Source organism: Microbacterium oryzae, from assembly GCF_030406385.1.
GTDB classification, from domain to species: Bacteria; Actinomycetota; Actinomycetes; order Actinomycetales; family Microbacteriaceae; genus Microbacterium; species Microbacterium oryzae_A.
Genome location: NZ_JAUEPM010000002.1, coordinates 138,034 through 163,700, shown reverse-complemented (window position 1 = coordinate 163,700; position 25,667 = coordinate 138,034). Strand labels below are relative to the sequence as shown.

The 25,667-nt window shown below is 68.6% G+C and carries 24 protein-coding genes; 5 read left to right on the top strand and 19 right to left on the bottom strand.

What is annotated here, in order from left to right:
• Position 1: 1 nt before the first annotated feature.
• Genes QWJ90_RS04740 through QWJ90_RS04730 form a run of 3 tightly spaced genes read right to left on the bottom strand, consistent with a single transcriptional unit; the run spans position 2 to position 2,685 of the window.
• Positions 2–949: an amidohydrolase family protein gene (locus QWJ90_RS04740; RefSeq protein ID WP_290106533.1), complete on the bottom strand. Its 948-nt coding sequence runs from the start codon at positions 947–949 to the stop codon at positions 2–4.
• A 3-nt stretch (positions 950–952) separates the two neighbouring features.
• Positions 953–1,645 carry a 4-carboxy-4-hydroxy-2-oxoadipate aldolase/oxaloacetate decarboxylase gene (gene ligK, locus QWJ90_RS04735; RefSeq protein ID WP_290106532.1) on the bottom strand — a complete coding sequence of 231 codons (693 nt, stop codon included), beginning with the start codon at positions 1,643–1,645 and terminating at the stop codon, positions 953–955.
• An 11-nt stretch (positions 1,646–1,656) separates the two neighbouring features.
• A complete protein-coding gene (locus QWJ90_RS04730) occupies positions 1,657–2,685 on the bottom strand; it encodes an amidohydrolase family protein (protein ID WP_290106531.1) in 1,029 nt (342 codons plus the stop codon).
• Between the two features lie 119 nt (positions 2,686–2,804).
• On the opposite strand from QWJ90_RS04730, the gene QWJ90_RS04725 reads away from it, so the two are divergent.
• Positions 2,805–3,731 carry a LysR family transcriptional regulator gene (locus tag QWJ90_RS04725; RefSeq protein WP_290106530.1) on the top strand — a complete coding sequence of 309 codons (927 nt, stop codon included), beginning with the start codon at positions 2,805–2,807 and terminating at the stop codon, positions 3,729–3,731.
• On the opposite strand, the gene QWJ90_RS04720 is transcribed toward QWJ90_RS04725, so the two are convergent.
• Positions 3,728–4,378 (bottom strand): nucleotidyltransferase domain-containing protein, encoded by a 651-nt coding sequence (locus QWJ90_RS04720; protein ID WP_290106529.1) that lies wholly within the window; start codon positions 4,376–4,378, stop codon positions 3,728–3,730. The two genes, QWJ90_RS04725 and QWJ90_RS04720, sit on opposite strands and share 4 nt — an antisense overlap.
• A 64-nt stretch (positions 4,379–4,442) precedes the next feature.
• Between QWJ90_RS04720 and QWJ90_RS04715 the strand changes: the two genes are divergently transcribed.
• Positions 4,443–5,195 (top strand): IclR family transcriptional regulator, encoded by a 753-nt coding sequence (locus tag QWJ90_RS04715; protein ID WP_290106528.1) that lies wholly within the window; start codon positions 4,443–4,445, stop codon positions 5,193–5,195.
• 88 nt (positions 5,196–5,283) lie between these two features.
• Positions 5,284–6,468, top strand: coding sequence for a 4-hydroxybenzoate 3-monooxygenase (locus QWJ90_RS04710; RefSeq protein ID WP_290106527.1), 1,185 nt, complete (start codon positions 5,284–5,286; stop codon positions 6,466–6,468).
• 75 nt (positions 6,469–6,543) lie between these two features.
• Here QWJ90_RS04710 and QWJ90_RS04705 read toward each other — a convergent pair whose 3' ends face one another.
• From QWJ90_RS04705 to QWJ90_RS04685, 5 genes are all read right to left on the bottom strand, one after another.
• A complete protein-coding gene (locus tag QWJ90_RS04705) occupies positions 6,544–7,467 on the bottom strand; it encodes a LysR family transcriptional regulator (RefSeq protein WP_290106526.1) in 924 nt (307 codons plus the stop codon).
• Between the two features lie 73 nt (positions 7,468–7,540).
• Positions 7,541–8,254 (bottom strand): SDR family NAD(P)-dependent oxidoreductase, encoded by a 714-nt coding sequence (locus tag QWJ90_RS04700; protein WP_290106525.1) that lies wholly within the window; start codon positions 8,252–8,254, stop codon positions 7,541–7,543.
• A gap of 12 nt (positions 8,255–8,266) precedes the next feature.
• Positions 8,267–9,052 (bottom strand): SDR family NAD(P)-dependent oxidoreductase, encoded by a 786-nt coding sequence (locus tag QWJ90_RS04695; RefSeq protein ID WP_290106524.1) that lies wholly within the window; start codon positions 9,050–9,052, stop codon positions 8,267–8,269.
• The gene (locus QWJ90_RS04690; RefSeq protein WP_290106523.1) at positions 9,049–10,482 is read right to left on the bottom strand and encodes an FAD-binding oxidoreductase; all 1,434 of its coding nucleotides are present in this window, start codon (positions 10,480–10,482) and stop codon (positions 9,049–9,051) included. The genes QWJ90_RS04695 and QWJ90_RS04690 overlap by 4 nt, the downstream gene beginning before the upstream one ends.
• A gap of 144 nt (positions 10,483–10,626) precedes the next feature.
• Positions 10,627–11,391, bottom strand: a complete 765-nt coding sequence (locus QWJ90_RS04685) for an SDR family NAD(P)-dependent oxidoreductase (RefSeq protein WP_290106522.1) — start codon at positions 11,389–11,391, stop codon at positions 10,627–10,629.
• A gap of 178 nt (positions 11,392–11,569) precedes the next feature.
• On the opposite strand from QWJ90_RS04685, the gene QWJ90_RS04680 reads away from it, so the two are divergent.
• Positions 11,570–12,526: a LysR family transcriptional regulator gene (locus tag QWJ90_RS04680; protein ID WP_290106521.1), complete on the top strand. Its 957-nt coding sequence runs from the start codon at positions 11,570–11,572 to the stop codon at positions 12,524–12,526.
• Positions 12,527–12,544: 18 nt separating this feature from the next.
• Here QWJ90_RS04680 and QWJ90_RS04675 read toward each other — a convergent pair whose 3' ends face one another.
• The 10 genes from QWJ90_RS04675 to QWJ90_RS04630 all read right to left on the bottom strand — a co-directional run bounded on the left by QWJ90_RS04675 (position 12,545) and on the right by QWJ90_RS04630 (position 23,919).
• Positions 12,545–13,510: a fumarylacetoacetate hydrolase family protein gene (locus QWJ90_RS04675; protein ID WP_290106520.1), complete on the bottom strand. Its 966-nt coding sequence runs from the start codon at positions 13,508–13,510 to the stop codon at positions 12,545–12,547.
• A gap of 1 nt (position 13,511) precedes the next feature.
• Positions 13,512–13,850: a putative quinol monooxygenase gene (locus QWJ90_RS04670; RefSeq protein WP_290106519.1), complete on the bottom strand. Its 339-nt coding sequence runs from the start codon at positions 13,848–13,850 to the stop codon at positions 13,512–13,514.
• Between the two features lie 86 nt (positions 13,851–13,936).
• Positions 13,937–14,704, bottom strand: a complete 768-nt coding sequence (locus QWJ90_RS04665) for a cyclase family protein (protein WP_290106518.1) — start codon at positions 14,702–14,704, stop codon at positions 13,937–13,939.
• Positions 14,705–14,733: 29 nt separating this feature from the next.
• Entirely contained in the window at positions 14,734–17,013 is a 2,280-nt protein-coding gene (locus QWJ90_RS04660) for an arylsulfatase (RefSeq protein WP_290106517.1), read from the bottom strand.
• Positions 17,013–17,933 (bottom strand): amidohydrolase family protein, encoded by a 921-nt coding sequence (locus QWJ90_RS04655; protein ID WP_290106777.1) that lies wholly within the window; start codon positions 17,931–17,933, stop codon positions 17,013–17,015. The genes QWJ90_RS04660 and QWJ90_RS04655 overlap by 1 nt, the downstream gene beginning before the upstream one ends.
• Before the next feature lie 152 nt (positions 17,934–18,085).
• Entirely contained in the window at positions 18,086–20,437 is a 2,352-nt protein-coding gene (locus QWJ90_RS04650) for an arylsulfatase (RefSeq protein WP_290106515.1), read from the bottom strand.
• Positions 20,430–21,257, bottom strand: coding sequence for an ABC transporter ATP-binding protein (locus QWJ90_RS04645; RefSeq protein WP_290106514.1), 828 nt, complete (start codon positions 21,255–21,257; stop codon positions 20,430–20,432). Before QWJ90_RS04645 ends, QWJ90_RS04650 begins: the two co-directional genes overlap by 8 nt.
• 45 nt (positions 21,258–21,302) lie before the next feature.
• A complete protein-coding gene (locus tag QWJ90_RS04640; protein WP_290106513.1) occupies positions 21,303–22,097 on the bottom strand; it encodes an ABC transporter permease in 795 nt (264 codons plus the stop codon).
• The gene (locus QWJ90_RS04635) at positions 22,090–22,905 is read right to left on the bottom strand and encodes an ABC transporter permease (RefSeq protein WP_290106512.1); all 816 of its coding nucleotides are present in this window, start codon (positions 22,903–22,905) and stop codon (positions 22,090–22,092) included. The genes QWJ90_RS04640 and QWJ90_RS04635 overlap by 8 nt, the downstream gene beginning before the upstream one ends.
• Before the next feature lie 3 nt (positions 22,906–22,908).
• A complete protein-coding gene (locus QWJ90_RS04630) occupies positions 22,909–23,919 on the bottom strand; it encodes an ABC transporter substrate-binding protein (protein ID WP_290106511.1) in 1,011 nt (336 codons plus the stop codon).
• Positions 23,920–24,227: 308 nt separating this feature from the next.
• Between QWJ90_RS04630 and QWJ90_RS04625 the strand changes: the two genes are divergently transcribed.
• Entirely contained in the window at positions 24,228–25,604 is a 1,377-nt protein-coding gene (locus tag QWJ90_RS04625; protein WP_290106510.1) for an NADP-dependent succinic semialdehyde dehydrogenase, read from the top strand.
• Positions 25,605–25,667: the final 63 nt, after the last annotated feature.

Below are 25,667 nucleotides of genomic sequence, written 5' to 3'. Positions count from 1 at the left end.
GTCATTCTCCTTCAGGCCAGTAGAGGCGGCGCGGGTTGTCGACGAGCAGCTTCTGCTGCAACTCGACCGTGGGGGCGATCTGCGGAATGTAGTCGACCAGCAGCCCGTCGTCGGGCATGTGGTCCTTGAGGTTCGGGTGGGGCCAGTCGGTGCCCCACAGCACGCGGTCGGGGAACTCCTGGACCACGCGTCGGGCGAACGGCACGACATCGCGATACGCGTGCTGTTCGCCGTCGAGAGCGCGTGGACCCGTCAGGGAGAGCCGCTCCGGACAGCTCACCTTGGTCCACACGTTCGGGTTCTCGCGCATGAAGCGCAGAAACAGACCGAACTCCGGCCCGTCGGGATCTTTCGCGACGTCGGGACGGCCCATGTGGTCGACCACGACGTCGGTCGGGATGCCGGAGAAGAAGCCGAAGAGGTCGGGAAGGTCCTCCGCCTCGAAGTAGATGACGACGTGCCACCCGAGCGGAGCGATCTTCGCCACGATCGCGTCGAGCGAGTCCGTGGGCACCCGGTCGACGAGGCGCTTGACGAAGTTGAACCGGACCCCGCGAACGCCGGCCTCGTGCAGCTCGGCGAGTTCGGCATCGCTGACGTCGCGCCGGACCGTGGCCACACCACGAGCCCGTCCCTCGCTGCGCCGCAGCGCGTCGACCAGCGCGCGATTGTCGGCCCCGTGGCAGGTGGCCTGCACGATGACGTTGCGGTCGAACCCCAGGTGGTCGCGCAGGTCGAACAGCTGAGCGGCCGATGCGTCGCACGGGGTGTACTTGCGCTCATGAGCGTAGGGGAACTCCTCCCCCGGTCCGAATACGTGGCAGTGCGCGTCGACCGCGCCCGCCGGAAGGGTGAAGGCGGGCTTCGACGGCCCGTCGTACCAGTCGAGCCATCCCGGCGTCTTGTCGAAGTGGCCGGTGGTGGTGCCGTGTGCGGTGCCCTCGAGCATGGGTCAGTCCTCCACGTACTCGAGGCCGGCGGCGGCCAGCCGCTCGCGCATGCCGTAGATGTCCAGCCCCAGCACACCGTCGCGGAACCTCTGGCGCTTGGCCTCTTCGTTGTCTTCGCGCTTCTGGCTGGCATCCGCCACCGCACCGACGAGTTCGCGAGGAACGACGACCACACCGTCCACGTCGGCGACGACCACGTCACCCGGATTCACGAGAGCGTTCGCGACGACCACGGGGATGTTGACCGAACCGAGTGTCGCCTTGACCGTGCCCTTCGAGTTGATGGCACGGGAGAACACCGGGAAGTCCATCTTCTCGAGGTCGGCGACGTCGCGGACGCCGCCGTCGATGACGAGTCCGCGGCAGCCGCGGGCGCGCAGAGAGGTGGCCAGCAGCTCGCCGAAGAAGCCATCCTCGCTCTCGGTCGTGCACCCTGCCACGATGACGTCGCCTTCCTGCACCTGCTCGGCGGCGACATGGAGCATCCAGTTGTCACCGGGCTGCAGGAGCACGGTCACGGCGGGGCCGCACAGGCGTGCTCCCGCGTAGGCGGGACGGATGTACGGGCGCAGCAGACCCACGCGCCCCATGGCCTCGTGGATGGTGGCGACACCGAACCTCGAGAGCCGCTCGACGTCGGCAGGGTCGGGGCGGTGGATGTTCGTGCGGACGAGTCCGAGGTCGTTCAGTCGCATGTTCTCGTTCCTCACAGTCCTCGGCGGCTCAGCGCGCGGTCGACGCGCGGATAGACGCGTCGGGCGTTCCCCTCGAACACCTGCTGCCGCGCGGCGTCACTCAGGTTCGGGGTGGCGTCGACGTAGCGCCTGGTGTCGTCGAAGTGGTGGCCGGTGCGCGGGTCGATGTCGCGGACCGCCCCGATCATCTCGCTCGCGAACAGGATGTTGTCGGTCGGGATGACGTCCGTGAGCAGATCGATGCCCGGCTGGTGGTACACGCAGGTGTCGAAGTGCACATTGCCCAGAAGATGCTCCTCCAGCTCCCCTTTGCCGAGCGCCATGGCGAGGCCGCGGAAACGCCCCCAGTGGTAGGGGACCGCACCGCCGCCATGCGGGATCACGAACTTCAGATCGGGGAAGTCCCGGAAGAGGTCGCCCTTGAGCAGCTGCATGAACGCCGTCGTGTCGGCGCCGAGGTAGTGGTCGCCGGTCGTGTGGAACTGCGGCTTGCACGACGTGCTCACGTGGATCATGGCGGGCAGCTCGTACTCGACGAGCTTCTCGTAGACCGGGTACCAGCTCCTGTCGGTCAGCAGCGGGGCGGTCCACAGTCCACCGGACGGATCAGGGTTGATGTTGACGCTGACGACACCGAGATCGTTCACGGCACGATCGAGTTCGGCCAGGGTCGTCTTCTGGTCCACTCCGGGCGACTGGGGAAGCATCGCGCCCGGCAGGAAGCGGTCGGGGAACAGCTGCGAGACGCGCGCGACGAGGTCGTTGCAGATGCGCGTCCAGCTCTCGCTCACCGCGAAGTCGCCGATGTGGTGCGCCATGAACGACGCGCGGGGGCTGAAGACGGTGACATCGCTGCCGCGGTCGTTCATCAGCCGCAACTGGTTGGCCTCGATCGTCTCGCGGATGTCGTCGTCGGCGATCTGCAGCGCCGCGGGATCGGGCGCATCGCCCTGGCCCGTTGCGTAAGCGATCTGCAGATCGCGCCAGGCACCCAGTTGCGCCGGGGCCGTGGTGTAGTGGCCGTGGATGTCGATGATCACGCGAAATCCTCGTCATTGAACAGATCGGATGCGGAACGTCCCGCTTTCTTGACGATAGGCCGACGAATGACTGTGGTCCAATAGATTCGAGAGTACGTCGCCATAGATGGGATCTATTGATGTCGACCGCGGATCTCAATCAGCTCCGCACGTTCGTCGTGCTGTACGAGCTGCGCAGCCTCACCGCCACCGCCGATCAGCTGCACGTGACGCAGCCGACCGTCAGCTACACCCTCTCGCGGCTGCGTCGGCACTTCGAAGACGACCTCTTCCGGCGCGAGGGTCACGTCATGGTGCCGACAGCACGTGCGACGCAGCTTTTCGGCCCGCTTCACGAGGCACTGAAGCAGATCGATGCCACAGTGGGAGGATCGGACGCGTTCGACCCCGGGAGCTTCAGCGGCCAACTGTCCTTGGGGTTGACCTCGATCGGCGAGCAGACGTTCCTTCCGCCGATCATGGCCGCGCTCGAGAGCGAGGCCGCGACCGCGCACCTCAGGGTGGAGCGATTGGACGCAGATCAGGTCGAGGAGGAGCTCGTCCGAGGTGCGGTCGACGTGGCGATCACGGTATCGGTGATGTCGACGCCGCGGTTGTGGCGCACGCCGGTGCGCACCGTCGAGTACGTCGCGCTGTCATCGGCCGCCGCCCCGCTGCCGCCCACGGCGCCGGACATGTTCGCGGATCGCCGCTTCGTCCAGGTATCGACCCGCGGTGGTCATGTCTTTCCCCTGCAGGCCCTTGTGGAGCACGACCTCGCTCACCAGGTGGCACTGACGGTCGAGGAGTACGCCACCGTCCCCGCCGTCCTCGTCGCGACCGATCTTGTGGTGATGCTCCCCCGGCATGTCGCCGAGGTGTTCTGCGGCTGGTTCCCCGCCCTGCGGATCGCGGAGCTCCCCTGGCCCGGCCACAGCTCCCCCGTGGCGCTGTACACCCGTTGGGAAGCCGGGCTGTCGCCGATCCAGCACTGGTTTCGTTCCCTGGTGCACAGCGCCGTCACCTCCGACGAATACCGCGAGGCGCTCGGGGACCAGCCCGCCTAATCCCTGGCGCGATTCCAGCTGGCCTTCGCAGGGAACATGGGGCTGCGCACCTGGATCGCCCAAGATGAGTGCGGATGGATCGACAGCAGCGCCTTCTCCCACCACGCCCGCGCCCCCAGGGGGAGAAGCGGAGCCACGGCGTCCTTGTCGATGTCATCCTCGGGGCGAGGTCGGAGCGCCTTCCAGAGCAGCTGGACTTCGGGCGCCCCGGTCGGAATGCCGTCCATGTCGAGCACGGCGGAGTCCCATGGCAGCTGCAGCCTCGGGTCGCGCCGGTAGATCCATGCGCGATCGGAGCCGTCCTCGACGGCGATCTGCAGCACCCAGGCGCGGCGCTGGTCGTCGTGGATGAGGACGGGGTGCGGGTCGACGTCGTCGGGCGCCTCCTGCCAGGGCACCGGGGTGCCGTCGACCGTGACCCACGCGCTCCGCGTCGCCGGCAGCGAGCCGAGGAGCCCCGGCAGATGAGGAGAGGTCGTGCTCACGTCGATGTTGGCCCGGTCTCGGATCGGCGCACCGAGCCAGCGGTCCAGGGCGGCACCACCCGAGAGCCACCACAGCGACGTCGTCTCATCGAGCATCTCGGCGACGGACTCGGGGGCGAGGGGCGCCCACGGGGTGGCGGGGTCGGGTACCGCGGAGGCCATGGGTCGAGGGTACCCCCACGGCGACGGGCTCGATCGCGGCTCGTCGGCCTGCGAGGATGAAGCCGTGGCGAACTCCACCTCGGGCGACTCGGTGACCGACAGGCTGGTCCGCGTCCTCGAGACGTTCACGCCCACGCGAACCGTGCAGACCACGGCCGAGATCGGACGGCGAGCAGGACTGCCGAGCTCGTCCGCGCACCGCATCGTCGGGGAGCTCGTCGAAGCCGGGCTCCTCGAACGCGACGATCAGCGGCGCGTGCGGATCGGGATGCGGCTGTGGGAGCTGGCGACGCGCTCATCGCACGCGCTGCGGTTGCGCCAGGTCGCGCTCCCCTTCATGGAGCGCGTGCAGGCCCGCGTCCGCGAGCACACGCAGCTGGCCATTCTCGAGCAGGACGAGGCGCTGTTCCTCGAGCGGTTGAGCGACGCCGATTCGGGGGCCAACATCACCCGCGTCGCCGGGCGCCTCCCCCTCCACGCCTCGTCTTCCGGCCTGGTCCTCCTGTCGTACGCCGACCGTGATCTCCAAGAGCGCGTGCTCTCCGCCCCGCTGCAACGACTCACGGACGCCACGCTGGTCGCCCCGACGGACGTGCGTCGGAAGCTGAGCGAGATCCGGCTCGTCGGCTATGCGGTGGCGCCGGGCTACATCGAAACCGTGTCGACGGGCGTCGCTGTGCCGGTTCGCGAGGGATCGGGCGTCGTGATCGCCGCTCTGTCGGTCGTGCTGCCCCGCGGCACTGCTCCGGAGTCGGCGCTTCCGGAGCTGAGGCATGCAGCCGCGGGCATCGAGAACGCTCTCGTGCGCCATCGGTAGAAGCCGTCCCGTTGAACGGGAATTGATCCCTTCGTGCGGCGGGCCGTCCTCACACTGAAGATGGTTCCCCCGCATCGAAGGAGATGACATGACCACGACGGTCCGCACCCGCGTCGCGATCATCGGCGCCGGCCCCGCCGGCCTGCTGCTGGCCCACCTGCTCGCCCACGCCGGCATCGAATCAGTCGTCATCGACCAGCGCTCCCGAGAAGAGATCCAGACCACGATCCGCGCGGGCATCCTGGAGCAGGGCACCGTCGAGATCCTCGACACGCTCGGCACCTCGCGGGCGCGCACCGTGGGAAGCCGCCATGAAGGCATCGAGCTGCGCTTCGACGGCGAGGGGCACCGCATCGACTTCGAAGCGCTCGTCGGCCGTGCGGTCTGGCTCTACCCGCAGCACGAGGCGCTGAAAGACCTCATCGCCGCGCGAGTCACCGCCGGCCAGGATCTGCGGTTCGGCGTGACCGCCACGCGTGTCGAAGACGCGGCATCCGCTCTTCCCCGCGTGATCGCGACCGATGCCGACGGCGAGCAGCTCGTGATCGAGGCCGAGTTCGTCGTCGGCGCCGACGGGTCGCGCAGCGTGGCGCGCGCCGCCGTGTCGGGCTCACGCAACGGCTACTTCCGCGAGTACCCGTTCGCGTGGTTCGGGATCCTCTGCGAGGCACCGCCGAGCGCGGACGAACTGATCTACAGCAACTCCCCTGACGGTTTCGCTCTGATCAGCCAGCGGAGTCCCTCGGTGCAGCGGATGTACTTCCAGTGCGAACCGGATGCCGACCCGGATGCGCTCACCGAAGAGGAGCTCTGGCGCGAACTGCAGAAGCGGGTTCCCGGCACCGAGCTGCAGGAGGGCCCGATCTTCCAGCGCGACGTGCTGCGGTTCCGCAGCTTCGTCGCCCACGAGCTGCTGCACGGGCGCGTCGCCCTCGTCGGCGACGCCGCGCATACCGTACCGCCGACGGGCGCGAAGGGCATGAACCTCGCCGTCGCGGACGTGCTGGTACTGGAGCGCGCCCTGCGCGCCCTCCTGCTCGAGAACGATGCGCGCCTGCTCGAAGCGTTCCCCGAGACGGCCCTGCAGCGCATCTGGAAGGCCCAGCACTTCTCGTGGTGGATGACGAGCATGCTGCACGTGGCGCCCGACGCCTCGGACTTCGATCGCCGCCGCCAGCTCGGCGAGCTGCGCAGCGTCGTCGAGTCCGAAGCGGGGCGCACCTACCTCGCCGAGGCCTACACCGGCTGGCCGCTGAGGGGTCTCACGGGCTGAGCGGCCGGAGGGGCCGTCGCGCCTCGCGCCGTCCTCGCCCCGGCGCCGACCGGCCGAAGCGCGACGGGTCCGCTCCTAGCTCCCGCCGAATTCCACGAGCTCGGCGGCGACTCGGAGGCGTCCCACCAGCCACTGGAGCGCGGTGTCATCCGATTTCGACGGGTGCCAGTGCGCAGCCTCGACGAGCACGCTCGGCACGATCGGCGTCTCGGCGATCACCAGACCGAGCGGAGCGGCGTATCGGTGCGCGGTGCGCTCGGGCACCCACCCGACCCACGGCGTGCCGGCGATGGCGAACGGGACCGGCAGGAAGCCCACCACGGTCGCGGCGACCGACGGGACCAGATCGGCCGCGCTGAGCATGTCGTCGATGTGAGTGGCGGGGTTCGCGCCGAACGTGGACTTGACGTGTCGCAGCCGACTCAGCGCCTCGAGAGACAGCCGGCCGTTCTCGAGAGCCGGATTGGCCGCATCCACCAGGCAGACGAAGCGGTCCGAGAAGAGCGAGGCGCGCTTGCCGGGCACTCCCCTGCCCGTGCCCGCGATGCTGACGTCGCAGCGGAGCAGATCGATCGGCGAGATCATCGCATGCGTCTGGAGCGATGTGAACTCCACGCGTGTGCGCGGCGCGTCGCGCTGCAACAGACTCAGCAGCGGGCTGGTGATCTCGGACAGGACGTAGTCGCTCGCGGAGACCAGGAAAGTACGCGTGCTCGTCTGCGGGTCGAACTTCGGCAGCACCTCGAACGTCCGATGGATCTCCGTCATGCACTCCGCGACGATGGGAACGAGCGACTCGGCGCGCGGCGTGAGAACGAAGCCACGCCCCTCCCGCTCCAACAGCGCATCGTCGAACAACTCCCGCAATCGGGCCAGGGAGCTGCTCACCGCAGGCTGCGTCATGGCGATGCGCTCACCGGCGCGGGTCAGGTTCCGCTCGGTGAGCAGCGCGTCGAGCACGACGACGAGGTTGAGGTCGAGCTTGCGGACGTCGGTCACGGCGCTGAATCCGAATCGAGGGAGGGAACGGACTTCCCATCCTACGGAATGGCCACCCACCATCTCTGCATCCTCAGACGCGACTCTCACCGCCATCCACGAGCACCGTCTGCCCGGATATGAAGCTCGCATCGTCCGACACGAGGAACCCCACCGCTGCGGCGATGTCGTCGGGTTCGCCGGTGCGGGGAATCGCCTGGCGGCCGCGCACCAGCGCGAAGTGGGACTCCGGGATGTCTCGGATCGCATTGTCCGTGCCCGTGAGGCCGGGGGCGACCGCGTTCACGGTGATCCCGTCCGCGCCCAGTTCCATCGACAGACCGCGCACCAGCCCCGTCAGCGCACCCTTGCTGGCGATGTAGTGGCTCATGCCGGCCGGCGGCGTGAAGTAGGTCGACGAGGTGATGAGGACGATGCGCCCCCAGCCCGCGGCGCGCATCCCGGGGACTGTCGCCTGCAGGAGGTGGAAGGCGCCGTCGACGTTCACGCGGAAGGTGCGCGCCCAGTCGGCGGGCTGGAGCTCCACGAAGGGAGCCGTGCGCTGGAACGCGGCGCAGTGCACGAGGACGCTCACCGCTCCCCGCTCCGCAGCCACCCGCTCGACGGCCGAGCTCACCGCCCCGGGATCGGCGATGTCGCACGACACGTACAGCACGCCCTCTCGCGGGACCGGCGGTTCCGCGATGTCCAGGCTGACGACGTCGACCCCGTGCGCCTGCAGCCGCTGGGCGATGGCATCTCCGATGCCCCGGGCACCACCGCTGACGATCGCTGTGCGTGCGTTCATCCGCATCTCCTTTCAATCCGCGGCCAGCGTGCCGCCGTCGATGACGATGTTCTGCCCGCTGACGAAGGCGCCGCCGGGCGAGGCGAGCCAGACGACTGCCGCGCCGATCTCGGCCGGTGTGCCGAAGCGGCCGAGGGGCGTCTTGCCGAGTCGCGTCCGGGCGGCATCCGGGTCGCCCGTGATCGGACGGGCGAAGTCGGTCGCGATCACGCCCGGTGACAGCGCGTTCGATCGGATGCCTCGCGGGCCCCACTGGACGGCGACGTTGCGAGCGAGCTGTGCGTTCGCCGCCTTGGTGATTCCGTAGCTGCCGATGGCGCGGTTGCCGCGGAGCCCCGACAGGCTCGACATCACCAGGAAGGCGCCGCCGCCGCCGTCGGCCATGATGGGCAGGGCGCGCTGCGACAGGCGCACCACCGAACGCACATGCAGATCGAACATCCGGTCGAGATCCTCGAGGTCATCGGGGGCGCTCGGGTCGTCGAGCGCCGCGCCGGCATTCGCGAGGACCGTGTCGATCCGACCGAATCGTTCGACGATGCCCTGGACCAGTGTCGTGAGGGACGCGCCATCCGTGACGTCGCAGTCCATGCCGATCGCGGTCTTGCCGTCGTCCCGGATCTCCTGCGCCGCGCGCTCCGGCTCGCTCGCGGCGAGTCCGGCGATCACCACCGTCGCGCCGGCGGCCGCGAGCGCCTCGGCGCAGCCGCGGCCGATCCCGGTCGCACCGCCGGTGACGACCGCCACCTGCCCCGCGCAGGAGAACATGCCCTCGAGCGTGGAGACGGATGCGCTCATCCCGGAACGTCCGCGACCTGGTCGATCTCCCAGTGATTGTGATTCAACCGATCGCTGTCCCGCGCCAGGTAGCGGTGGAAGCGACCCTCAGGATCGCGGGCCTGGATGATCTCGAGCAGCCGCACCCAGTTCTCGGGCGCCATCACTCGGAGCTGCCGGTGGGTCATGTCGGAGTCGCCGAGGTACTGTCCGGCCGTGACCGGCTGCGCGTGGGCGAACACCTCGCTGACCCACGCCCTGTTGCGGGCGTATTCCGATGCATCCTCGTACACGGTGTAGGCGGCTACGTACGCGTCGGTCTGGAGTGAGAACGCCATGTCGGGCAGTGGCCGGCGTGGAGCGTTGCTCATCCAGATCGCGAAGCCCTTCTCGGTGGGGTTGGTCGTGAAGAGCGGACGGATGTGCTCGACCATCCGCAAGATGCCCTCCGGGGTGTTCTCACCGTCGATCCACGCGTTGTCGGTGATGTAGTGCCAGTGCTCCGGGTTCTGCAGCTCCTGCTGGACGCGCTGTTCGGCCATCGTCGAAGGGGAGGCGTCCTGGACGAACACCGCCCGGTCGAGCAACGGGCTCGCGGTGAACTCAGCGAGCGACTCGCGAGCGTGCTGCTCGTCGTCCCCGAACGCCAGGGCCGTCACCAGGAGCAATCGGCGCTCGGTCCCGTCCTCGAGCGGCACCGGCGTGGACACAGCCACGATCTCCACGTTGTCGGGTACGCGGTGATGCACCCGGTACAGCCACTGCATGACCTCGGCGAAGTCCTCGAGCTCGTACCCGTGCACCGTGTGAGCAAGGTGGCCGAAGATCGGGCGGGTCTTGATGTGGAATCGCACGACGATGCCCGGGAAGGTCGGGCCCGCGCCGCGGGCCGCCCAGAAGAGGTCGCTGTTCTGCTCCGAATCGGCGCGGATCAGCTCGCCGTCGGCCGTCACCACATCGACCGCGACCACGGACTCGGCGGCCCAGCCCCAGCCTCGCTGGTTCCAGCCCTGTCCGCCCTGCAGCAGGAATCCCCCGATGCCGACCGACGGGCAGTGGCCACCGTTGAAGAAGCGCCCATATGCTTCGAGGTACGGCGACAGCTCATCACCGCCTTTGGTCGCCGGTCCTGCCGAGACGATCTCGCTCTGCTCGTCGTAAGAGATGTCCCGAAGAGCGCCGAGATCGATCAGCAGGCCGCCGTCACGCACGCTCCACGCGGCCCACGCGTGGCCGCCGGAGCGCACGGCGACCGTCCAGCCCCGCTCGGCGGCCAGCCGCACTCCGCGCTGCACGTCTTCGACCGACTCGGCGATCAGCACCGCATCCGGCTGCCGATCCGGTCGACGTCCGTTGAAGACACGCCCCACCCGGGCGTCGTCCCAGTCCGCGTGTTCGGGCAGCACGAGGCGACCGTCGAAAGGGGGAATCGTGAGGGTGTCAGACGTCAACGGCGGGCTCCTCGCTCGAGTATGCCGCGACGGCGCGGCTTCCACCCCCGACAGTAGAGACACCCGCGACAAGCCGAAACGCGGCTGGGGGGATACCAGCCATCGCGGTTCGATCGCAGGGGAGACCCGCTGTCCTGCCCGACCTCAGCCGATGACCGAGCCTCCGCCGTCGACGACGAGGTTGATGCCGGTGATCCACGAGGCCTCGTCGGAGGCGAGGAAGACCGCCGCGTTGACGATATCGGAGGTCTGGCCGACGCGACGCAGCGGGATGCGGCCCCACGTCGCCTCCACGGCGGGCGGCGGGTTGTCGACGAGGAACTTCGTCGCCGGAGTGACGACGAAGCCGGGCGAGATGCACACCGCGCGGATGCCGAGCGGCCCGCCCTCCACGGCGAGGTGCTGGGTCAGGTTGATGACGCCGGCCTTGGCGCTGCCGTGCACGTTCTGGGGAGCGAATTCCACCCCGCGGATCCCGGCGATCGAGCCGATGTTCACGATCACGCCGCGGCGCTGCGCGAGGTGCTTCCACGCCGCACGCACCGCGTAGAAGACGATGCTGAGCTCACCCTTGAGGTTGAGCTCCCAGTCCGCCACGGTGAGCTCGTCGATCGGTGCGAACCGCTGGATCCCGGCGTTGTTGTAGAGGATGTCGATGCCGCCGTAAACGTCTGCGGCCTCCGCCACCCATCGCTCGGTGACATCGGGATCGGTGAGGTCGATGTCACCGAACCCAGCGATCTCGCCGCCCTCCTCCCGCACGATGCGAACCGTCTCGTCCAGCGTCTCGGCGTTGATGTCGCAGCCGACGACCTTCGCGCCTTCTGCGGCGAAGCGCCGCGCCGCATCCCGCCCCATCCCCCCGCCGATCCCCGTGATCAGTGCGATCTTGCCCTCAAGCCGACCCATGTGCTCCTCCTTCGCTGAGTGCGCCCTGCCGCTTCGCGAACGGACGGCAGATCGCCGATCCCACGTTAGGGAACTCCACCTCTCCGTGTAACGGCGCAGCCGGCATACCTGCCATCATCTCCGCACGGCGGCGAGGACGAGAGCAGGAGGGCGAGGGTGAGCGCGCTAGCATGCCGCCATGGCCAACGGCGGTTACGACCTGAATCTCCTCATCCCCCTGCGCGCGCTCCTCGAAGAGGCGAACGTCACGCGCGCGGGTCAGCGGGTGCGATTGGGACAGTCGTCGATGAGCTCGGCGCTGTCGCGGCTGCGCGTCGCCTTCAACGACGAGCTCCTAGTGCGCGTGGGGCGCGACTATGAGCTGACCCCGTTCGCCCGGCTTCTGCTGCCGCAGGTGCAGGCGACCGTGCCGCTCATCGAGCGGGTGCTCACCGGCGAGCGCCTTCCCGAGCCGACAACCGCTCGGCGGGCCTTCACCATCATGGTGACCGACTACGGCGTGATGCGGCTGCGCCCCGCGTTGGCCGCCGTCCTCGCCGACGCTCCGCTCATGCAGGTCGACCTCATGCCGCTGCCGGAGCGCCCGATGGAGAGCGAGCGCGATCTCATCACGCACGACTTCGTGATCACGGTGCCGGGGACCGGCATCGACGGCCCCCACCTGCCACTGCTGGAGGACGAGTACGTGTGCCTCGTCGATGCGGCGAACCCGGCATTGCATGACGGCGCGCTGTCGTTCGAGGACTTCCTCGCCCTGCCACAGGCGGTCGCCCGCTTCGGTCGACTGCACTACACGCCCGCCGACCGGCGCCTGCGCGAGCTCGGCGTCGACCGTCGGGAGCCACGCGTGACCACGTCGTCGTTTCTGCCGCTGCCCTCCGTGGTGGCCGGCACCGACCTCGTCGCCGTGGTGCCCCGGGCGCTGGCCGAGGTGCTGGGCCCTCCCACGGGAACGATCGGCGTGCCTGCGCCCTTCGGCTCGGTTCCGATCGCGCTGAACCTGTGGTGGCATGAGAGTCATGACGCCGATCCGGCGCACAGGTGGTTCCGAGAGCGCCTGGCCGCCGCCCTTCACGCGGACCTCGCCGCGACAGCGAGCCCGGTCGAACGGACGACGGCGCCCCCGGAGGGATGAGCCCACAGGCTGGGTTCGTCAGAGCCGGTCGGGACCGTACGTCCGCCGCGCCGGCGGCACGGTGTGTCCGGGGCTCGTCGTCTCCACGATGCGGTTCTCGATCGTTCCCAGCCCCTCGACGGTCATCGTCACCACGTCGCCGACCTGGAGAGGCGGGGGTGTCAGGGAGCCGCTGCGGGCCCAGCGCTCCGAGAGCGCCCCTTGGGAAGCGGTCCCGGTCGCGAGGACGTCGCCGGCGCCCACCCAGGCATCGCGCGAGGCATGCACGAGCATCTCTTCGAAGGACCACGACATATTGCGCAGATTGTCGGTGCCGATGACCTCGCCATTGATCGCGACGGACATCTCGAGCGCGTATCGGTCTCCTTCGCGGTACTGCTCGAGCTCGTCAGGGGTGGTGATCCACGGTCCGAGCGTGTTCGCGAAGTCCTTGCCCTTCGAGGGTCCGAGTCCCACGCGCATCTCATCGCCCTGGATGTCGCGAGCGCTCCAGTCGTTGAGCAGGCAGAAGCCGGCGATGTGCTCCGCCGCCTCTTCGATCGGGACGTCCTTCACCGTGTCCTTGACGATCATCGCCACCTCGAGCTCGAAGTCGAGCTTGCGGGTGAAGGGCGGCATCGGCACGTCGGCGCCCGTCGGCAGAACCGACCACGGGTTCATGAACAGGAAGGCCGGCGCCTGATACCACTGCTCGGGAACCGCACCGTTGCCGGGCTCGCTCTTCTTCATTCCGGCGATGTGGGCCTCGAATACCAGGAAGTCCCGCATGGCCCTCGGCTGCACCGGAGCCGCGAAGGTCGCGTCCTCGATCGGCAGCTTCTGCATCCGGCCGGCGCGCACGTCGAGATCCCGACGAACGTCGGCCGGCCTGTTCAACAGCTCCAGGATCTCGGGATCGCCGGGGATGTCGTGAAGCTTGCCGTGCCCGACCCGTCCCGTGTGAACGATGCCGTTCGCACCGACGTAGCGCGCATAGCGCCCCATGTCAGAAGTCCAAGGTCTCGTAGAAGTCGCGCTGCCTGGTCTCGAGTGCGGGAATCGCCTGCCCGAGTGCCCATTGCTCGAAATGCGGGTACGTGGCGTGCGCCTTGAAGGCGGCCTCGTCGGCGTACACCTCGAAGATGCGGAAGATCCGGGGCTCATCCGGGCTCTGGTACGCCTGGTAGTAGATGTTCCCGGGCTCCTCGCGGGATGCCGGTGAGAGCTGCTCGAGGGCGTCGCAAACGGTCTGCTCCTCGCCGGGCAGGGCGGTCCAGGTGGCGCTGCATACGTAGGCCATGGTCATTCCTCTTTCAACGTCGTCGTCGGGGGCGGCTTCGCCCACCGTGATCACGCTAGGCGCGTGCGGCACCCGCGGCCACCGTCCGGTGGCGATGCCAGGCATCGGCGGGCGTCACGACATCCGGGCGCTCATTCAGCGAATATCGCGACCGCGCGCGTCCACCCGGCCGACGCGCCACGCACCTTGGTGGGGAAGCAGGCTACGGTGAATCCGGATGGCGGCAGCTGATCGAGGTGCTGAAGCTTCTCGATCTGGCAATAGCCCACCTCGGCGCCCGCCTTGTGCCCCTCCCACACGATCGAGGGGTCGCCGGTCTCCTCGAACTGCCGTCGGTTGATGCTGACCGGCACGTCCCAGCCCCACGCATCCGTTCCGACCACGCGCACGCCCCTCGCGGTCAGATGCAGGGTCGCAGCGCGCCCGAATCCGATGCCGGTGTCGATGTAGTCGTCCCGCCCGTAGGCCTGCGCCGCGATCGTGTTCGCCAGCACGATGTCCAGCGGCTGCAGTTCGTATCCGATGCGCTCGAGCTCGGCGTCGATGTCGTCGGGGGTGACAAGATGCCCGTTGGGCAGGTGGCGGAGGTCGAGCTTGACGCCCGGCCGGAAGAACCAGTCCAGCGGCACCTCGTCGATCGTCCACGCGCGCTCGCCGTTGTTCATCGTCGGGTGGTAGTGCCAGGGGGCGTCGACGTGTGTGCCGGCGTGGGTGGTGATCGTGACGGTTTCGGCCGCGAGCCCCTGCTGGTCGAGCAACTGGTCGGGCAGGATGCCGTACATCGCATACATGTCCTTGAGCCCGCCGACGTGATCCTTGTAGTCGATCTTCGGGCGCAGAAACGGGGGATCCACCGGAACCACGTCATCCAGTGGCATGGACAGGTCCACGAAACGCATCTTGACTCCTCTCGAGAGATCCTGCGGGTTCACTGGAACCGCGACGCGGCAGCGCGCATGTCGTCGATCCGACGCTCAGCGGCATCGGGGGCCAGCTCGCCCGCCGTATAGGTGACGGAGTGGATGACGCCGGAGTAGCGGAACGTCCCGCGCCGGGAGCGCAGATCCCACGAGACGGGCGAGCGTCGATCGATCCCGACATCGATGCCGCTGAAGGGCGCGAAGATCCCGAAGGCGGTGAGTCCGCCGACAGTCGCCGTCTCCCCGTCCGTGATGAGCTCGGCGCGGCATGCTCGCGCCGCCCCGACCTCGACCGCGAGACGCATGGTCGTGCGGCCCTCGGGCAGAGCACACGGGGAGGAGACGTGCATGATGCCGAAGTCGTTCCACTCGAGCACGGCGTGTCCGGATTCGACGTACACCACGTAGCCGCCGGCCTGCCCGCCGTGCGCGAATATCACGCCTTCGCTCTCGTCGACCTCGAGATCGGCCACGACCTCGAACGAACGTGCGGTGACCAGCTTGCTCGCGCGGTAGCGCTCGACTGTCGGCGTTCCCGGGAGGAGCCGCAGCGGTCGACTGTAGCGTTCCTCATCGGGATTGCGAACGGCGTTCGCCAACCCCGAGCCCTCGTCAAGGGGGTACACGGCGTTGCGCTGTGCGGCATCCTCCCACCCGGTCCGCAGGCGATCGAGGCGCTCCCCCTCGTCGGCGGCGAGGTCGCGGACCTCACCCGGATCGGAGTCGAGGTGGTAGAGCTCCCAGCGGTCGTCGTCGAAGTCCGTCATGCGCGGATGCTGCGTCACCGCCTTCCATCCGTCCTGGTAGTAGCTGCGATGACCGCTCACCTCCTCGTGCTGGGACCGTCGCGGCTCGGCACCGGGGACCTCGCGCAGGGCGTCGGCGAAGCTGCGGCCGTCCATCTCGAGTCCGGGGCGGCCGTTCCGGTCACCCGGACCGGGCAGGTCGACGAGGTCGAGCACCGTGGCCGCGATGTCGGTGACGTACTGGTACCCCTCGCGGATGCGGTTCGACGGCAGCTGGGCGGGCCACGAGACGATGAGCGGCGAGCGCACGCCACCCTCGTGGGTCGAGGCCTTGAAGAGGCGGAACGGGGTGTTGGAGGTCATGGCCCACCCCGACGGGTAGTGCATCATGCTCCGCGGCCCGCCGACCTCGTCGAGCGGAAGATCGAGATCGTCGTCCTCGCGCCGGGCGAGGGGCGGAGCCTTGGTGTACTGCAGAGTTCCGCGCGGCCCGCCCTCGGCCGTGGCGCCGTTGTCGGACAGGAACATGATGATCGTGTCCTCGCGCTCGCCGAGCTCGTCCAGCACCTCGAGCAGCCGTGCCGTGCTCTGATCCACCTCGTGGATCATCCCGGCGTAGACCTGCATCATGCGCGCGTAGAGGGCGCGTTGCTCGTCGGTCTGCTCGTCCCAGTCCGGAACGGCACGACCGGGCTCCTCCTCGCGGTGGGCCATGACGAGATCATGGGGGAAGAGCCCGAGCTCCTTCTGCCGGGCGAAGCGCGTCTCGGCGGTCCTCGACCAGCCGTCGGCGTACATGTCCGCGAACTGGGCGATGCTCTCGTCCTTCGCCTGCAGCGGTCCGTGCACCGCTGCATGGCCGAAGTAGAGGAAGAACGGCTTCTCCGGATCTGCGGCGCGCACGGCGCGGATCATCTCGACGGCCCGATCGGTCAGGTCATCCGTCACGTGGTAGCCCTCGGGATAGCTGTCCGTATCGACGGCGCTGTTGTCGACGACGAGGCGCGGCGGACTGTGCGGCATGGTGAAAGCCTCGAGAAACCCGTAGAAGCGGTCGAAGCCGACCTGACACGGCCACATCTCGCGGGAACCCGCGTCGTGCATCTCGCTTTCCGGGGCGAGATGCCATTTCCCCACCGCCATCGTGGCGTATCCACCGTCGCGGAGCATCTCCGGAAGCGGCGAGCAGTCTGCCGGGAACGTCGCGGTCCGGTTCGGCATGCCAGGATCGGTGTTCGCGACAAATGCGAAGCCGGCCCGGTGGTGGTTGATTCCGGTCAGCAGAGACGCGCGCGTCGGCGAACACAACGGCGTCACGTGGAAGCTCGTGAACCGGGTACCGGCCTCCGCCACGGCGTCGATCGCCGGGGTGGGGATCTCGGACCCGTAGCATCCCACATCGCTGAAGCCCATGTCGTCCACGAGGATCACGATGACATTGGGGCGCCGTCGGCCTGCTCCGGGGCGCGGCGGCCACCAGGGCTCGGTACCGGCGATCGTGCGGCCGACGGCGCCAGGACGCTCGGGGCGGGTGCGTGTCATCAGTCGTTCCTCTCGTGACCTGGCGCGGCGCCGGCCGGAGCCAGACCGAACACGCGCTCGGCGTTCTCGTGGGAGATCAGGGTGCGCTCGTGCGGGTTGAGGTCGAGTGCGCGGAAGGCGGCTGCCGCCGCAGCCTGGTCCTCCATCGGGTGATCCGCAGCGAAGAGCACGCGCTCGGGGCCGAGGATGTCGACCACAGCTCGCACGGGAGCTGCGAAGTTCATCCCGCTCGTGGTCACCCAGACGTGCTCGCGGAAGTAGCTGCTCGGCGTGCGCTCCAACGGTGCGCCCCCGACTGCGGTGAGCTCGAAGCGGTAGCGGTCATCGATGCGGTCCAGGAGCAGGGGAAGCGACTCACCGAGATGGCCCAGGATGATCCGCAGATCGGGGAAGCGGTCGAAGACTCCCGCGCTGATCATCCGCAGGACATGCGTGCCCACCTCGACGGCATAGGCCCATCCGACGGTGAAGCCCGGAATGCCGGCGCCGGCGAGCGTCTCGGAGGGCTCCCGCGGGTGAAGGTACAGCGGGACGTCGGCGTTCACGATCGCCTCGAGCACCGGCTCGAACCGCGGGTCGTCGAGGTAGCGGCCCTCGGTGTGGGAGTTGACCAGCACGCCGCTGAGCCCCAGCTCGTCGACCGCGCGCATGACTTCCGCTGCTGCGTCGGCCGGAGACTGCATGGGCAGCGTGGCCATGCCGGCGAACCGCGTCGGGTGGGCCGAGAGGAGCTCGTGAACACGGTCGTTCGCGAGCCGCGCGAGCGGCGTCGCCACCTCAGGACGGAGATGCTGAACCCCCGGCGCGGAGACGGAGAGCACCTGCACGTCGATCCCGGCCGCATCCATGGCGGCGATTCGTCCGGGCCCGAGGTCCAGGAGCGGCCCAAGGAGAGGCCCCGCGATGGGGCCGGAGCTCATCGACGGCCGACCCCCGGTCTGCTCACGCGCGGCCTCGACGATCTCGGGGATGCTGAAGGCCTCCTCGACGGCGATGAGACGAGTCCCACGGTTCCCGACGGATATGTCCGCCGTGGCCCCTGCCGGGCTTCCGCTGTCTTCCATCCGTCGCGTCAGTCGAACATCGCTGCAGCGTCGCGCCAGGCCCGGAAGTGCTCTTCTCGGTTGTGGTCCGCGGGCTCGCCCGGGATGAACGCCACGTGGTGAAGCTTCCCGCTGAAGCGGAAGGCGCCGTGGCGCTGGTGCATCGACCACGAGACAGGCCCGCCACGATCGATTCCCACGTCGATACCCGTGTACGGGGCGAGCCCGATCATCATCTGCACGCCCGTCAGCGTCGCCGACTCCGTCGACCCGTCGAGCGCGAGGTCGAAGTCCCACTTCATGCCCGGGCGCCATTCCGCCCGCAGCACGACCTCGTGTGCTCCCTCGGCCAACCGCGGTCCGGTGACCTTGTGCATGATGCCGTACTCGTTGTACTCGAAGTGGACCGTGCCGTCCTCGACATACACGACGTATCCGCCGTTCTGGTCGCCGTGGGCGAACAGCACGCCCGCGGAATCGCCGCCGACCGTCACGGCAGCGCGGACCTCGAACGACCGCATGCTGATCAGGGCGGCCGAGCGCTCGCGCTCGAGCTGCGGCGTTCCCGGATAGAGCGTCAGCGGATCGGAGAACGCATCCGTCGACGGGCGGTGGACGCCGGTGAGGACGCCCGAGGCGTCACCCAGGGGGAAGACCGTGTTGCGCCATGCCTCCCGCTGCCACGCCTGGGCGAGTTCCGCCACCAGTCCGGGGTGTTCCCCGGCGATGTCGTCGATCTCGGTGGGGTCGCTGCGAGTGTCGAACAGCTGCCATTCCGTGTCCTCGTACGGGGCGCCCGGGCGGTGCAGCGTGAGTGCTTTCCAGCCGTCGCGGTAGAACCCGCGGTGGCCGCTGAACTCCGAGTACTGCTCGGTGCGGATCGCAGGGTGAACCGGGTCGGTGAGCACCGGTGCGAAGCTCTGCCCGTCGGGCTCTTTCGCCGGCGCACCGCAGCGTTCGGCGGGTCGATCGATGCCCAGCAGATCGAGGATCGTCGGCGACAGATCGGTCACGTAGGCGTACTGCCGCCGGAACCCGTCGTCCTCCGCACCGCGGCGCAGCCCCTCGGGCCACGACACGATGACCGGGGTGCGAACGCCGCCGGCGAAGGTGGACCCCTTGTACAACCGGAACGGGGTGTTCGACGCCATCGCCCACCCGCGCGGGTACTGCACCATGGCCTGCGGGCCGCCGATGAGGTCCAGATCGAGATCCGTGTCGCGGGTCCAGTCCTCCGGGACGTCCGCCACGAATCCGAGGAAGTTCGCCAGGTAGCTCCGCGTGCCCAGGCGCCCGCCGTCGTTCGCCCCGCCGTTGTCGCTGGTGAACACGATGATCGTGTTGTCCAGTTCGCCCTGCTCTTCGAGGGCGTCCATGAGCCGGCCGAGATTCTGGTCGAGGTTGTCGACCATCGCCGCGTAGACCTCCATGATCCTCGCGGTCTTCGCCTGCTCGGCGGGAGACACCTCATCCCAAGCCGGAACGTCCCATGCGGGTCCTTCGTGGTTCCGCTCCGGAAGGCGCGTGCCCTCCTCGACCACACCGAGCTCGCGCTGCCGGTCGAACCGCCGGGCACGCACCTCATCCCAACCGGCATCGTATCGGCCGCGGTACTTCTCCATGTCCTCCTTCTTCGCGGCGAAGGGGGCGTGCATGGCATGGTGGGCGAAGTAGAGGAAGAACGGCCGCTTCGCGTCGTGAGCGCGCAGCGAGCGAATCATGCCGATGGCCTCGTCGGTCAGATCGTCCGTCAGGTAGTAGTCGTCGGGGTATCGCTCGACCTCGACCGGGCTGTTGTCCCGGATGAGCCGGTTCGGTGCCATGAACGGCGTGAAGCCCTCGAGGCAGCCGTAGTAGCGGTCGAAGCCGCGCTGCAGGGGCCAGGAGTCCTTCGCCGCACCGTCGTTGGTCGCCGACCCTCGGCTCAGGTGCCATTTGCCGACCATGAACGTCGAATAGCCATTCCCCCTGAGGATCTCCGGGAGCGTGAGGACGTCGTCGGCGATCTCGAATGTGGAGCCGGGAAAGCCCGGATCGAACCCGGCGACGGTGCTGAAGCCCGCGCGGTGGGGGTTGATCCCGGTGAGCAGCGCGGCACGAGCCGGAGAGCACACGGGAGTCGTGTGGTAGTTCGTCATGCGCACGCCGCGCTCGGCGAGGCGGTCGAGGTTGGGCGTGTCGATCTCGGATCCGAAGGGACCGATGTCGGCATACCCCATGTCGTCGACGAGCATGACGATCACGTTCGGCGATCCCTCGCGTGCGGTCGGCTCCGCCGGCCACGCAGGGCGGGACTCCGAGATCGTCTCCTTGACGGAGCCCTCGAACTCCTCGTACCCGCGCGCGTACTCGGGAATGGCGCTGGATGTCCGCTCAGCCACGCTGTCCTCCTGTCCCCGCCTCGAGGAATCTGGGATCCATGATCTCGCGCAGCACCTTGCTGCGCAGTTCGCCGAATCGTCGGTCCGCCCTCGTCGAGATCTGATCGCGCACCGGCCCCAGGCCGATGGTCACCTCGTCGATGACGCGCGTCGGCTTGCCCGCGACGACCACGACCCGGTCGGCGAGGTAGACGGCCTCGTCGATGTCATGCGTCACGAGGCCGATGGTCAGCCCGAGCGACGAGCGCAGGTTCAGGATGAGGTCTTCGAGCTCGAACCGCGTCTGTGCGTCGACGGAGCCGAACGGCTCGTCCATGAGCAGGATGGGCGAGTCGTAGGCCAGCGCACGTGCGATGGCCACCCGCTGCTGCATTCCTCCGGAGAGCTGCCACGGGTACTTCTCGCCGACGTCGCCCAGACCGACGGATTCCAGAGCCCGCTCGGCACGTTCCCGGCGCTCAGCCTTGCCGAGCCCTCTGCTCTGCAGCGGAAACGCGACGTTGTCCCAGATCCGCATCCACGGCATCAGCGATCCCCGGTAGTCCTGGAACACCACGGCGATCTCGGACAGCGGCCGATCGACGGCGGTGTCGCCGTACCTGACCGAGCCCGACGTCGGGAGCATGAGCCCCGACAGGCATCGCAGCATCGTCGTCTTGCCAGCTCCGGACGGGCCGACGATGCAGACGAACTCCCCCGGATTGATCGTCAGGTTCAGCCCGCCCAGCACCGTGTGGTCGCCGAACGACTTCGTCAGCGAGTCGATGACGAGCGGAGCCGTAGAACGCACATTCTGCGGCGCATCAGTTGTCATGTTCATTGCTTCAGCCTTTTCGTTGATGTGTGAACGCGTCGCGCACGGGGCTCAGGCCCCGCCTCGGCGGAAGTACCAGCTGAGCGATATCCGCTCTACCCAGATGAACACGACGTTGATGAGGAAGCCGACGACGGCCAGCACGACGGTGCCCGCCCATGTCTCTGCGACGGCGAATCGCTGCGCGCTGAAGAGGATGTAGAAGCCGATTCCGTCGGCCGAGCCGTACATCTCGCTGACAACGACCATCACGATTCCAACCGACAGGGCGATCCGCAGTCCCGCGAAGGTCTGCGGCAGCGCCCCCATCAGCGTCACGCGGCGCAGGCGCAGCGGGTGACTGATGCGGTAGCTGCGCGAGGTCTCCAGCACGGATGCCGCGATGCCGCGAACCCCGTCCGTGGTGTTCAGCAGGATCGGCCAGACACAGCCGAGGGCGATGAGGGCGACCTTCGGCGCCGCGCCGATGCCGAGAGCCACGATGAAGATCGGCACGAGTGCGACGAACGGCAGCGCGCGCACGAAGTTCAGCAGCGGCCGGGTCGCGTCGCGCAGGACGCGCCGCTCACCGAGCAGAAGCCCGCCGCCGATTCCGACGATCGCGGCGATCGCATAGCCGCTGATGAAGTTGAACATGCTGTACCCGAGGGCCGCCGTCAGCTCGCCGTCGGCGAACCCGGAGAAGATCGTCTGGACGACCTCCGTCGCCGGGGGGAAGTACACGTCCGTGCTGTTCGCCGAGACGACGAAGAGCGACGCCAGCAGCAGCAACGGGAGCCAGACGTAGCTCAGCGCAGTTCCTGCTCGCCGAGCGGTCGACCGGGAGGATGTCGTGGTGTCAGTCATCGGTGTTCTGCCTCCAGCGCAGGAAGTGCCCTTCCAGGGTTTCGGCCGACCGGGTGACGACGTAACCCAGGGTGCCGGCGACGATGAAGTAGGCGAAGGCCGTCGATGTCGCGCCGTCCACTTGAGCCGTCGCCAGTCCGAAGCCGATGCCGGGAATGCTTCCGACGACCTCGGAGCCGACGGAGACGAGCACGGCCATGGTGGCCGCCAGGCGCAGCCCCGTCATGATCGAGGGGGTCGCGGTCGGAAGGGCGACGCGCAGGAAGTACAGCGGAGCACGGACCCGGTACGCCCGGGACGTCTCCACGATCGCCGGGTCGATGCCTCGCGCACCGTACAGCGACTGCACGATGAGCGGGAAGCTGCACGCGAGGACGACCGCGATGACCTTCGAGGTGATGCTCGTCCCATGCACCAGGACGATCACCGGCAGCAGGGCGATGGACGGGAACGATCGGCCGAGGTCGACGAGCATCCGCGTCGAGCGTTCGACGAACGGAATGAGCCCGGCCATGAGACCGATGGGGATGGCGATCACAGCTGAGATCGCCAGGCCGATCATCGCTCCGCCCACCGTCAGGCCGACGGAGCCCCAGAACCCCGACTGCGGAAGCAGGCGCCAGAGTGCGACCAGCACCTCGCTGGCGGGAGGTAGCAGCGCCGCGGACAGCAGGCCGGTGCGGGCCACCACCTCCCAGGCGATGATCGCCGCGGCGATCACCACCAGGGAGAGGATCCGGCGCCGGTTGTTCCTCGGCGCCCGGATGGTCCGGACCGCCGTGGTGGGAGCGAGAGAACCGACGACCACGGGTCAGTCCTGATCGGCTTCCGACCAGAGGAGGTCGTCGGCGACGTCCACGGCCTCGTCGCTGAACCCCTGGTCGAGCATCGCGTCGGCCAGCTGCTGCATGACGTCCACGTGGAAGGAGCCGCCGAACGGCTGGATCTCCCGACTCTCGATGTAGTCGTCGGGCAGCTCGGTCTGCTCCCTGTCGATGCGGCGCACCTCGTCGGGGTTCTCGTTGGCATACTCGTTCGCCCGGTCGGTGGCCCGGATGAACGCGGCGACGACCTCGGGGTTCTCTTCGAGGTAGGCGTCACTCGCGCCCCACGCGACCTGGGTGACCTCCGGCAGCGTCGCGCTCGTGCTCGTCTCCTCCAGGAAGGTGAAGCCGCTCTCCCTCGCGCCCGCGAAGAACGAGGCGTACGTGAGGATGGCGTCGGCCTGACCAGAGGTGGCGGCATCGGGGAGAGCGTCGGGCGTGAGCTGCACCCACTCGATCGAGTCGAGCGGCACACCGGCCGCCGTCAGCGCCAGGTTGGTCGAGACCACGGGCAGCCCGGCGAGCTGGCCCGTCGCGATCGTCTTGCCTTCGAGGTCTGCCACCGAGGTGACGTCACTTCCCGGAGGGACCAGGAGTCCGGCGGACGGCGTCACCTCCGGGTCGTCGTTCTGGATGACGGAGACGAGCGAGATGGGGATGCCCTGCGAGACCGCGGCGATCGGGGAGGCTGCGTCGATCTGAGCGAACTGGATCTGACCGCTCACGAGCTGAGGCGCGATCGTGGCCGGGTTCCCGGTGCCGACCGTGACATTGAGGTCGAGGCCCTCTTCTGCGAAGAAGCCCTGCTCGATGCCCAGCAGGAGCGACTCGAACTGCCCACCGGCCGACTGGAGCACCTCGATGGCAACGGGATCGTCCGGGTCGAGCTCCGGAGTCGCCTCCGCTGATGAACCGTTCTCTGCGGAGCAGCCGGCCAGCAGCAGCCCTGCGATGGCCAGTCCGACCGTCGAGACCGAGGTGATGCGAGTGCGGGACATACGGGGCCTCCTTGCCCTGGCGCGCGGAATGCGGATCGCGTCTGTGTGATGCGCAGCGTTGCGGTGATGCTGAATGGAGCGGTGACGCTTCGAGTGTGAACGTACTCAGACGCCTGCCGGCACTGCAACGTCGCCGCTTCCATACGTGCTATCGCTCGGACAGACACCGACGTGCGCTCGGGTCCCGGGCTCTCCGGCGGTCGCGGGCCACCCCCTGGTACCCCATGGCACCTATCGCCGAAGCCGGTGGACCGCGCCGGCCACCGCGACGTACGCTTCCGTCGTCCTGTCATTGCCCGAGGAGCCCCATGGCCATCGCGACCGTCAACCCGTACACCGGCCGGATCGAACAAGAGTTCGCCCCGCACGATGATGCCGAGATCGAGCGCCGCATCGCGGCTGCGCAGACCGCTTTCGAGACCCTGCGTGACACCACGTTCACGCAGCGATCGGAGTGGATGCGGGCGGCAGCGCACCTGCTGGAAGAGGACCAGGAGCAGCTCGCTCGCATCATCACCATCGAGATGGGTCGGCCGATCACGGGCGCCCGCGCCGAGGTGCTGAAGTGCGCGAAGGGACTGCGCTTCTACGCCGAGCACGCCGAGGAGTTCCTCGCGCCCGAGCAGCTGGCCGACCCTGCCGTCGTCGGCGCCTCGCGGGCTGGCACCGTGTATGCGCCGATCGGGGTCGTGCTCGCGGTCATGCCCTGGAACTACCCGCTCTGGCAGGTGCTGCGTTTCGCGGGCCCAGCGCTCATGGCGGGCAACACGGGCCTGCTGAAGCACGCCTCGAATGTGCCGCAGGCCGCGCTCTATCTGGACACGCTCTTCGAGCGCGCGGGCTTCCCCGCGGGAGCCTTCGCCGCGCTGCTGATCCCCGCGTCCCGCGTCGAGCCGGTCCTGCGAGACCGCCGCGTCAAGGCCGCGACGCTCACCGGTTCCGAGCCCGCCGGACGGTCTTTCGCGGCCGTCGCAGGATCCGAGGTCAAGCACGTGGTCCTCGAGCTGGGCGGCTCCGATCCCTTCATCGTCATGCCGAGCGCCGACATCGCGCGGGCCGCCGCGACCGCGGTCATCGCGCGCAACCAGAACAACGGCCAATCCTGCATCGCAGCCAAGCGCTTCATCGTGCACAGCGATGTCCACGACGAGTTCGTGCGGCTGTTCGCCGAAGGCGTCTCCGGCCTCACCGTGGGGGATCCGCTGGACGAGTCGACGGATATCGGCCCGATCGCCACCGAGTCCGGGCGCGATGAGCTGGCCAGTCAGGTGGCCGATGCCGTCGCGAACGGCGCGACGGTTCTTGCGGGCGGCACGGCGCCCGACCGCCCGGGCTGGTTCTTCGAGCCGACGGTGCTCGCCGGCGTGACATCCGAGATGCGCCTGCACCTCGAGGAGGCCTTCGGCCCCGTGGCGACCGTCTATCGCGTCGACAGCAGGGAGGAAGCCGCGCGCATCGCGAACGGCACCACCTTCGGTCTGAGCTCGGCCGTGTGGACGAGCGACCCCGAGGAAGAGGACTGGTTCGTGCGCCACCTCGACGCCGGCGCCGTCTTCGTGAACGGGATGACGGCGTCATACCCCGAGCTCCCCTTCGGCGGCGTGAAGGACTCGGGCGTGGGCCGTGAGCTCGCCGCCGCCGGTATCCGGGAGTTCTGCAACCTGAAGACGGTCTGGAGAGCCTGATGCCGCGCCCCCTGACGACGCGATCCGTCAGGGGGCGACGACCTTCCCCGCTGCGGGTGCCCC